5 protein-coding genes and 1 pseudogene are annotated in these 6,497 nt (G+C 76.9%); 3 read left to right on the top strand and 3 right to left on the bottom strand.

Going from position 1 to position 6,497, the window contains the following annotated elements; all coding sequences use genetic code 11:
- Positions 1–37: 37 nt before the first annotated feature.
- Positions 38–244: pseudogene (locus C6N75_RS04395) on the bottom strand (diaminobutyrate acetyltransferase); the annotation flags it as partial.
- Between the two features lie 640 nt (positions 245–884).
- Between C6N75_RS04395 and C6N75_RS04400 the strand changes: the two are divergent.
- Entirely contained in the window at positions 885–1,871 is a 987-nt protein-coding gene (locus tag C6N75_RS04400) for a LysR family transcriptional regulator (RefSeq protein ID WP_105867511.1), read from the top strand.
- Between the two features lie 94 nt (positions 1,872–1,965).
- On the opposite strand, the gene C6N75_RS04405 is transcribed toward C6N75_RS04400, so the two are convergent.
- The gene (locus tag C6N75_RS04405; RefSeq protein ID WP_105867512.1) at positions 1,966–3,069 is read right to left on the bottom strand and encodes a pyridoxal-phosphate-dependent aminotransferase family protein; all 1,104 of its coding nucleotides are present in this window, start codon (positions 3,067–3,069) and stop codon (positions 1,966–1,968) included.
- A gap of 254 nt (positions 3,070–3,323) precedes the next feature.
- Here C6N75_RS04405 and C6N75_RS04410 point away from each other — a divergent pair, with 254 nt between their 5' ends.
- Entirely contained in the window at positions 3,324–4,409 is a 1,086-nt protein-coding gene (locus C6N75_RS04410) for an amidohydrolase family protein (protein ID WP_105867513.1), read from the top strand.
- 217 nt (positions 4,410–4,626) lie between these two features.
- The gene (locus tag C6N75_RS04415; protein WP_105867514.1) at positions 4,627–5,562 is read left to right on the top strand and encodes an SCO1860 family LAETG-anchored protein; all 936 of its coding nucleotides are present in this window, start codon (positions 4,627–4,629) and stop codon (positions 5,560–5,562) included.
- A 21-nt stretch (positions 5,563–5,583) separates the two neighbouring features.
- Here C6N75_RS04415 and cobC read toward each other — a convergent pair.
- The coding region (gene cobC / locus C6N75_RS04420; protein ID WP_105867515.1) for an Rv2231c family pyridoxal phosphate-dependent protein CobC at positions 5,584–6,497 on the bottom strand (914 nt) is incomplete at its 5' end.

Below are 6,497 nucleotides of genomic sequence, written 5' to 3' on the forward strand. Positions count from 1 at the left end.
CCTCCTACAGCTACCTGCTGTGGTGCCGTGACTTCGCCGCCACCAGGGAGGTGGCGGCGAAGTCACGGCACCACAGCAGGTAGCTGTAGGAGGAGTTCAGGTCCAAGACCTTGGAGTCGCGGGCGATACGCCAGATCGCGGCTCCGTCCTCCACTCGCGGGGGCTCGATGGCTATGGCCGGCTCGGCGGTCGTCCGGTCGAATTCGTTTCGGGCACGTGCAAGGTCTGCTGGTGCGGCGGTCATGCCGTTGGAACTTACCCAGCGATTCTGGAAAATGCATCGGGCAAAGGGGTTGGGTGGAAGGGGCATGTGTGTTATCGCGCAGGCGCGACCGCCCGGCGGCCGCACCTCACTCACGTGGTGGTTTGCCCGGATATAACCGGGCGAATCGGGCGCAATGTGGAGTCGATCACATGTCGGTAACGACTGGAGACGCGTCCGAATCGCCCAGGATATCCCTTGATGATTGAGGAGGTTTGGCCGCCCGAGAATGGGGCAGAAGCATCTGGCGAACTGTCGCCTTGTGTGAATGCTTTTTGTCAGGTGAATATCGCGCTGTACAATTGAGTCCGTCGACTTCGATAATGCGCCGCGAAGGGGGTGATGGGAAGCCCCTCGCACCCGCGTGTTCTCCGGCGCGCCATCCGCGCCCGGCCGCTTTCCGCTCCCGGGCGGGAATTCCGGGCGCGGCTGGCGCGTCCCGCGCGACCGTGCCCGCGCCCCGCCCGTGGCGGCCGCCCTCCGGACCGGTCCCTTCGGAGGTGTCCACAGGACTCCGCGGTGAACTCCGTACGAACGGCAGGCGAGTCCGGGAACACCCGGCGTCCCGGACACGTACAGCACAGTGACGGGACGGCGACGGACGAGTGAGGGCGGGGACCGCGTGGAGCTGCGACAGCTTGAGAGTTTCGTCGCCCTGGCAGAGGAGGGCGCGCTGGAGCGGGCCGCCGCCCGGCTCGGCCGGCCCCCGGCCGCGGTCGACGCCGCGGCCGCCGCGCTGGAGCGGGAGCTCGGGCTGCGGCTGCTGGACCGGGCCGGCCCGGCCGGCCGGGAAGCGGAGGGCGCCCGCGAACGCCGCACCCGGCTCACCCCGGCGGGTGAGCGGCTGCTGCCCGAGGCCCGGGCGGTGCTCGCCGCGGCCGCCCGGCTGCGGACCACCGCCACCGGCGTCGCCGCCGGCACCGAGGGCCTGGTGCGGCTGGGCACCGCGCGCGCCTTCGCCGACCGGGTGTACCGCGCGCTGGACCGGCTCACCACCCGCCACCGCGGGCTGCGGGTGCGCCTGGAGCGCGCGCCGCAGGAGGCCCGGCTGGCCGCCGTGCGCTCCGGCACCTTCGACGCGGCGCTGGTCCGCACGGTGCGCGCCGCCGAGGGAGTGCTGCTCCACCCGCTGTGGGCCGAGCCGCTGATCGCCGCGCTGCCCGCGGGCCACCCGCTCGCCGCCGCGGAGCACCCCAGCCCGGCCACCCTGGCCGGGCTGCCGCTGCGGCTCGCCCCGCGCGCCGCCAACCCGGCCTTCCACGACCTGGTCACCGGCGCGCTGCCCGGGTGGACGCCCGGACCGCCGTTCACCACGCTCCCGGAGACCCTGGCCGCGCTGGCCGCCGCGCCCGAGCCGTCCTGGACGCTGTTCCACCCGGTGGGCTCGCCCTACCCCGCCGGGCTGCCCCGCAGCGGTATGCCGGGCGTGGTCTTCCGTACGCTGCCCGACCTCACCACCCCGGTCTCGCTGGCCGTCCCCGCCGACCGGCCGCCCGCCCCGGCGGTCCGGGTGCTGCTGGAGGCGCTGGCCGCCACCGAGACGGCCACCGCGGCCGCCGCCCGCGCCGCCGCGGCGGGCGAGGCCGCCCGCGCCTGCACCCGGAGCTGACCGCGCCCGGACGCCGTCCTGGCGGCCAGGCGCTGACGCCGGGGGCCCGGCCCGCTCACGCGACCGGGGGAGGAGCCTTCGCCGGCCGGGGCGCTCAGCCCGTCCACGCCTCCGTGGCGGCCCGGCGGGCGGCGAGCAGGTCGACGGGTGCGCCGGTCTCGGCGAGCGCGGCGCCGAGGGCGGTCAGCGAGGACAGCACGGTGCCGGGGGCGGCGTCCGGCCCGTAGTGGTTCACCCGGATCATCTCCGCGGCCAGCGCCCCGCCGCCCGCCGCCAGCGGCAGTCCCGGATCGGCGGCCAGCGCGCGGGCCACCAGCGCGGAGGCGTCCACGCCGGCCGGGGTGCGCAGGGTGGTGGCGACCGGGGCCGCGTCCCGGGCCTCGCGGACGTACGGCGCCAGCCCGCCGCCGAGCGCCGCCGCCCCCGCGCGCGTCGCCGCCGCGGCCGAGGCGTGCCGGGCCGTCACCGTCTTCAGGCCGTCCGCCTCGATCCGGTCCAGGCAGGCCTCCAGCGCCAGCATCTCCAGTTGCGCCGGGGCGTGCGGCAGGGCGCGGCGGCCCGCGTCGATCCACCGCTGCTTCCAGTCCAGCAGGGAGAGGTACGAGCGGCGGGGCGCGCCCGGGTTGGCGGCGAACCGCTCCCAGGCCCGCTCGCTCACCGACACCGCGGACACGCCCGCCGGACCGCCCATCGCCTTCTGCGCCCCGATCACGCACAGGTCCACGCCCCAGGCGTCGGTGCGCAGCGGCTCGGCGGCCACCGAGGCGACCGCGTCCAGCATGAACAGCGCCCCGTGCGCCCGGACCGCCTCGCCGATCTCGGCGACCGGGTTGGTGTTCCCGGTGGCCGCCTCGGCGTGCACCAGCGAGACGAAGTCGATCTCCGGGCGGGCCGCCAGCGCCTCCGCCACCTGCGCGGCGGTGACCGCCGTGTCGTAGGGCACCTCCAGGTCCACCACCTCGGCGCCGCAGTCCCGCAGCCACCCTCCGAAGGTCTGGCCGTAGGGGCCGGTGACGACGTTCAGCGCGGTCGAGCCGGGGCGGGCGCCGGAGCGGATGCAGCCCTCCAGCGGCAGCAGCGCCTCCCCCTGGGTGATCACCACGTCGTTGCCGGTCTCCAGCAGCGCGGCGACCCGGCGTTCGACGGCCGCGAAGCGCGCGGCGGTCAGCGGGGCGAGGTCCAGCAGGGGGTGGGTCACGGCGTGCTCTTCCTGTTCGGGGCCTGGGGCGGGGCGTGGGGCGGCCGGCCACCGCCGGGACCGGACCGCCCGCGACGGGCCGCCGGGACCGGACCGCCCGCGGCGGGCCGCCCGTGCGGGGCAGCCGGTCCGGGACGGCCGGTGTGCGGCAGCGGTCCCGGACCGCCGGTTCGGGCACGGCCGCAGGCCCGAGCCTACCCAGCGTGGTCCGGCGGGCCTGTCGCGGCCGCCCGCCGCCCTCGTAGAGTGCGGCCATGAGCGCGGTGCTGCATGTGACGGGACGGGTCCTGGCCGGGCGGGAGGACGTGCGCGACGAGGTGTGGGCGGTGGACGGCCGGATCACCTGGGAGCGCCCGCCGGCCGGCGTCGAGACGGTGACGGTGCGCGGCTGGGCGCTGCCCGGCCTGGTGGACGCGCACTGCCACGTCGGGCTGGACGCGCACGGCGCGGTGGACGCGGCGACCAGCGAGCAGCAGGCGCTCACCGACCGGGACGCCGGCACCCTGCTGATCCGGGACGCCGGCTCGGCGGCCGACACCCGCTGGATCGACGACCGCGACGACCTGCCGAAGATCATCCGGGCCGGCCGGCACATCGCCCGCACCAAGCGGTACATCCGCAACTACGCGCACGAGATCGAGCCGGCGGACCTGGTCGCCTACGTGGGACGGGAGGCCCGGCGCGGGGACGGCTGGGTCAAGCTGGTCGGCGACTGGCTGGACCGGGGCGTCGGCGACCTCGCCGCGTGCTGGCCGCGCGCCGAGGTCGAGGCCGCCATCGCGGAGGCGCACCGGCTCGGCGCCCGGGTCACCGCGCACTGCTTCGCCGAGGACTCGCTGCGGGACCTGGTGGAGGCCGGCATCGACTGCGTCGAGCACGCCACCGGGCTGACCGAGGAGACCATCCCGCTGTTCGCCGAGCGTGGTGTGGCCATCGTGCCGACCCTGGTCAACATCGCGACCTTCCCGGGGCTCGCGGACTCCGGCGAGGCGAAGTTCCCGCGCTGGTCGGACCATATGCGGCGGCTGCACGAGCGCCGCTACGACACCGTGCGCGCCGCCTACGACGCCGGCGTCCCGGTCTTCGTCGGCACCGACGCGGGCGGCTCGCTGGCGCACGGACTGGTCGCCGCCGAGGTCGCCGAACTGGTCACCGCCGGCATCCCGCCGCTGGACGCCCTCGCGGCCACCACCTGGGCCGCCAGGAGCTGGCTGGGCCGCCCCGCCCTGGACGAGGGCGCCCCCGCCGACCTGGTCGTCTACCCCGAAGACCCGCGCGCCGACGTCCGCGTACTCGCCGCGCCCCACCGCGTCATCGTCAACGGGCGGGTGATCCGGTAGAGCCCGGTCGCGCGGCGGCCGGTCGCGCCCGCCGGGGCGCGCGGAAATCGAAAGCGCTCACGGAAACCATTCTTCCGGGTGAACTGACCTCAGGCGTACGCCGGTTCACTCTCCAGGCATAAACAATCCGGGTGTCCCGGTCGCCGCCGGACGCGTGTCCCCGCGAGCCGGCGTGTGCGACCCCTGCCCTGCTGATCGTCACCTGGGAGTCCCACCCGTGAACAGCGACACCTTCCGGCTGCCCGCCGCCCGCCGCACCGCCGCCGCGGTCACCGCACTGGCGTTCACCGCCGGCCCGCTCGCGCTCGCCGCGCCCACGGCGTACGCCACCGGCGGCGGCGAGGGGAAGGCCGGCGCCGCCGTCCTGCGCACCGACCTCGACACCGCCCTGCTCGGCGGCGCCGTGCGGGTGCCGCTGACGGCCACCCTCAACGAGGTCCAGGCCCCCGCCAGCGCCGACAAGACCGCCCTGACCGTCACCCTGGACGGCGTCGACCAGGGGCGGCCCGTCCAGGTGCTGCGGGCCGACGCGGCCACCGCCTCCGCCACCGTCGACGAGCGCCGCGCCGAGGGCCGCACCGAACTGGCCGACGCCCGGCTGCACGTCCCCGGCCTGCCGCTGCTCCCGCTGCTGCACGTCGAGCAGGTCACCTCCCGCGCCCGGTGCGAGACGGGCAGGCAGCCGGTGGCCGAGGCCAACGTCCTCGGCGGCGTCACCGTGCTCGGCAAGCGGACCACCCTGAGCGCCGGCGGCCCCACCCGCGTCGCGGTCCCCGGCGTCGGCGAGGTCACCCTCCAGCTCTCCAAGACCGCCACCACCACCCGTACCGCCGCCGCGACCGCCCTCTCCCTCGACGTCGCCGTCGACCCGCTGAAGCTGAACGTCGCCAAGGTGACCGGCTCCGTGGTGCTCGCGGAAGCCACCTGCGAGACGCCGAAGGCCCCGGCGGCCGCCGCGCCCGACCCCGAGCCGGCCGCACCGGAGCCCGCCGACCCCGAGCCGCAGACCGGCGCCGAGCCGGAGCAGCCCGACCTGGCCGCGACCGGCGGCAGTTCGACGACCCCCTACCTGGCCGGCGGCGCGATCGCGCTGCTCGCGGCCGGCGGCGGCGCCCTCGCCCTCACCCGCCGCACCCGCGCGCACCGGGACTGAGCCGGATCCCCGGCCGGCGGCTCAGCGGCCGGCCATCACCAGCGCCTGGTCCAGCGCCTGGAGGAAGCGGTTGGTGGTGACCCGGTCGCGGACCGCCAGCCGCAGCCACTGGGGGCCCAGGCCGGGGAAGGTGTCGCCGCGCCGGGCCGCGAAGCCCAGCGTGCGCAGCCGTTCGCGCACCACGTCCGCGCCCTCGATGCGCACCAGCACGAACGGCCCCTCGGCCGCCTCCACCGTCGTCACCTCCTCGAACTCCGCCAGCCCGGCCAGCAGATGGGCCCGGTCGCGGGCCACCCGGCGGGCCGCGTCCGCCGCCTCGGCCAGCGCCCGGCGGGTCATGCACGCCTCGGCCGCCGCCAGCGCGGGCGTGGACACCGGCCACAGCGGCTGCGCCCGCTCCAGCGCGGCCACCGTCACCGGGTCCGCCAGGACGTAGCCGATCCGCAGCCCCGCCAGGCCCCAGGTCTTGGTCAGACTGCGCAGCACCACCAGACCCGGCACGTCGGTCCGCCCGGCCAGCGCCTCCCGCTCGCCGGGCACCGCGTCCAGGAACGCCTCGTCCACCACCAGGGTCCGCCCCGGCCGGGCCAGTCTGGCCAGGGTGTCCGCCGGGTGCAGCACCGAGGTGGGGTTGGTCGGGTTGCCCACCACCACCAGGTCGGCGTCCTCGGGCACCGCCGCCGGGTCCAGGCGGAAACCTTCCTCCTCGCGCAGCAGCACCCGCCGCACCTCGTGCCCGGCGTCCCGCAGCGCGGCCTCCGGCTCGGTGAACTGCGGGTGCACCACCAGCGGCCGGCGCACCGGCAGCGCCCGCGCCAGCAGCACGAACGCCTCCGCCGCCCCGGCCGTCAGCAGCACCCGGGCGGTCGGCAGCCCGTGCCGCTGGGCGACCGCCCGGGTGCTGCTGACGGCCGGGGCGGCGGAGGCGTTCGTGC

Origin of the sequence: Streptomyces solincola, from assembly GCF_002982015.1 — a bacterium.
GTDB lineage: Bacteria > Actinomycetota > Actinomycetes > Streptomycetales > Streptomycetaceae > Streptomyces > Streptomyces solincola.

Bases quoted from the DNA above. Each gene is read 5' to 3' on its own strand.
- C6N75_RS04410 (WP_105867513.1), top strand. From the start codon at position 3,324: ATGAGCGCGGTGCTGCATGTGACGGGACGGGTCCTGGCCGGGCGGGAG.